The sequence below is a fragment of the Nostoc sp. CHAB 5715 genome, from assembly GCF_020829685.1.
GTDB lineage: Bacteria > Cyanobacteriota > Cyanobacteriia > Cyanobacteriales > Nostocaceae > Nostoc.
In genome coordinates, this window is record NZ_JAIVFR010000865.1 from 1 (window position 1) to 3,241 (window position 3,241).

The window sequence follows — 3,241 nt, forward strand, 5'->3', positions numbered from 1 at the left end:
ACTAAATTAGGTTCAAGAAATTGAGTAATTGCGAGTCGGACTAGTACCAGAGATGGGGTTGCTATCTATTTTTCTGGGATTGCGAGTCGGATTAGTAACAACACGCTTACCCTGAATTTTTACGGGTTGCCCACGATTGGGTTCGTTAGAAGTCTTGACTTTTCTAGGTTTATTCTGCATTTGAGTTATAGATATAGCGTATGGTTGATCATCACAATTACTCAATTTCTTGAACCTAATTTAGTGCTGCGGCTACTGTAAAATTAAGTTATCACTCTTTTTTTACATGAAGCATTTGCAACAGTTCGGTTAGACGCTGGTAATCGGTGAGATATAAGTAGCCAATTAAGGTTTCTAGACTAGTTGCCTGTTGATAAATTTCGGGATTAAGTCGCTTAGGGCGTCCTGTAGCGGCGTTTCTACCCCGTCGGACAATTTCTAATTCAGTGTCCCTGAGATGAGGAATCAGCGATCGCAAATGTAGCGCTTGTGTTTCCGCTCTTACCTGCTCCACTACCAGACTATGGTAAATTCCTGACCGCTGCAATGGCAGCAGATAGAACATTCTAACATATAACTCATAAATTGCATCCCCTAAATATGCTAAAGCAGTAGGAGAAATTTGTTGCACTTGTGAGAGGGAAATCTGTTGGAATGGCGCTGTGGTTGTCAAGAGTGCTTGAGTCCAAGATAAAGTCTGTTTGGGAGTTTCATCTTGTCCATCTAATAGCTTTTCCTCCTGTGACTTCACAAATAAATCATTCCTTGATGGGCTACATTTGGCAGGCATTCTTTGCAAAGACTGATTTTTCTGAAGTAAGCCATAATCTTATACTTAGCATAATCAATACTATCAGAAATACTTACTAATTCTATCTTTTTGATTGAGAGTTGGCATTTTAGAACACCCTGATGTCAACGCCTATAAACTAAATTTTGCCTACTTGTGGTCTGTAGCTAAGATAGGGTAAAATTCTGACATCAGATTCACCCTGTTAATTGATCGCATTGTCGTGCTTACTTAGTAAGCGACAATTTTTAACTATACAGTATCAAGTCAAATTTACCTATAGAGAAATCTTCTGGCTTTGTATTTCTTACAAATTTCTCAGACTTGATTGTTTATCCGATAAGAAGCCAAAAATTACATACCCAAGAACTGGGTGTCTATATCTTCATTATTGCTCAACTTTAAACATAATAGCTTAACTGGCTTTGTGCCTCTCCCACAAGGAGAGAGGTTTTCTGCCAGAAGTTTTAAAAATTAAGCTATCCGATGTTGAATCTGGATAGCCGAATTGATCTCTCGGTTCAAGCAATCAAGACTACTTGACGTTTTCTAGAGCTTCTTCAACTGATTTTTGCAGGGAGAGAAACTTCTCTAGGCGAACAAGCTTGACCGTTTGAGTTACCCGGGCATTCGTGACGATTTGCAAAGTGCCTTCAGCAGTTTGAGCCTGCTTGGCTAGCTGCACCAAAGCACCCAAGCCAGAGCTATCAATAAAGTCGATTTGTGAGAGATCCAAAATAATATGCTTAGGGCCCTCGTCAATCTTACTGCCAAGTACCTTGCGAAATGTCGGCTCAGAAAAGGCATCTAACAAACCTGTGAGGCGGAATAGCTGACAGTTATCCCGGACTTCACGAGTACCCCTCAGGCTAACGGTTAGATTCAATGGATCAGCAATAATTCCCTCCTCATGAGTTAAAGTGAACGCTCAAGTATAGATGGTTTTTGAGCAAGTTGTCTACAATCTAGTGAAGTAGGGCATTGGGCATTGGGCATGGGGCATTAGGAAAAGACAAGGAAGAAACTTGTTCAATAATTCTCCCTCATCTCCCTCATCTCCCTCATCTCCCTCATCTCCCTCATCTCCCTCATCTCCCTCATCTCCCTCATCTCCCCCATTCCCTATTTTTACCTCACTTCGGCTGCCACGGCTTGACGTGCTGTTCGCATGGCTTGAACAAATTGCTCAAACAAGTAATCAGCATCGTGAGGGCCAGGGCTGGCTTCTGGGTGATATTGGACGGAGAATACAGGTAGAGATTTATGACGTACCCCAGCAACGGTGCGATCGTTTAAGTTCAGGTGGCTGATTTCCACAACTGCCGTAGGTAAAGAATCTGGGTCAATAGCAAAACTATGGTTTTGGCTGGTAATTTCTATCCGTTGTTGTAAACCGGCAGGCTGATTTAAACCACGATGCCCAAATTTTAGTTTATAGGTTTCTGCCCCTAGTGCATGACCTAAAATTTGGTGTCCCATACAAATACCAAAGATGGGCTTTTCACTTAACAGAAGCGCTTTGGCAGTTGCAATCCCTTCTGTGACGGCAGCAGGGTCGCCAGGGCCATTAGAAAGAAACACACCATCTGGATTGTAGTTGAGGATTTCCTCTGGTGGCGTATCAGCAGGCACAACAATTACCCGACAACCATAACTTGTTAAGCGACGCAGAATATTCCGTTTTACGCCAAAGTCAAGGGCAACAACGGTAAAGGGTTCTCCAAGATTTTCCGCAGTTTCAGAGTTGAATTCCCAAGCGGGAATTGTGGGATCTGACCATTCATAAGCCGTTGGGGTGGTAACTTCCCAAACCAGATTTAATCCCGCCATGTTGGGAGCCGCTAGTACCTGCTCTAGCAATTCCACCTCATCGAGAATAACTGTGGAAATGCCACCGTTCATGGCTCCAAACATGCGAATTTTGCGGGTGAGGGCGCGGGTATCGATGCCGTAGATCCCTGGTACTTGGTTTTGTTTAAGGTAGTCTGGTAAGGATTGTGTCGATCGCCAGTTACTCGGACGGTGACAAATATTCCGAGCGATCGCACCCCGAACCTGGGGCCCATCTGATTCCTCATCTTCAAGATTGACGCCAGTATTGCCTAATTCAGGATAGGTAAAAATTACAATCTGACCGCAGTAACTTGGGTCGGTTAGTACTTCTTGGTAGCCGGTCATGCCAGTATTGAACACCACTTCTCCGATTGCGGTTCCCGTAGCACCGAAAGACCAACCGCGATAAGTGGTTCCATCTGCCAAGACAAGTAAAGCTGGTATTGCGTCAGACAGGGGCATAGTAAATTGGGGAGTGGGGAGTGGGGAGTGGGGAGTAGGGAGTGGGGAGTGGGGAGTGGTGTAGTTCAATTACTTGAAAAGCGCTGTAAAACAATTCGCAATGACGCTCGTTTGCCTTTGGCGTCTCACGCCACTTGCTCCACTTGGGGAAACCCC

Annotated in this window: 4 protein-coding genes; all 4 read right to left on the minus strand. The window is 44.2% G+C overall.

What is annotated here, in order from left to right; translation table 11 throughout:
- Positions 1–12: 12 nt before the first annotated feature.
- Positions 13–180 carry a hypothetical protein gene (locus tag LC574_RS32705; protein ID WP_229457747.1) on the minus strand — a complete coding sequence of 56 codons (168 nt, stop codon included), beginning with the start codon at positions 178–180 and terminating at the stop codon, positions 13–15.
- Between the two features lie 91 nt (positions 181–271).
- The gene (locus LC574_RS32710; protein ID WP_229457748.1) at positions 272–751 is read right to left on the minus strand and encodes a ribonuclease III domain-containing protein; all 480 of its coding nucleotides are present in this window, start codon (positions 749–751) and stop codon (positions 272–274) included.
- A gap of 574 nt (positions 752–1,325) precedes the next feature.
- Complete coding sequence (locus LC574_RS32715; protein ID WP_199326607.1) at positions 1,326–1,676, minus strand: STAS domain-containing protein; 351 nt, start codon at positions 1,674–1,676, stop codon at positions 1,326–1,328.
- Positions 1,677–1,918: 242 nt separating this feature from the next.
- Positions 1,919–3,085 (minus strand): glutamine-hydrolyzing carbamoyl-phosphate synthase small subunit, encoded by a 1,167-nt coding sequence (gene carA / locus LC574_RS32720; RefSeq protein WP_229457749.1) that lies wholly within the window; start codon positions 3,083–3,085, stop codon positions 1,919–1,921.
- Positions 3,086–3,241: the final 156 nt, after the last annotated feature.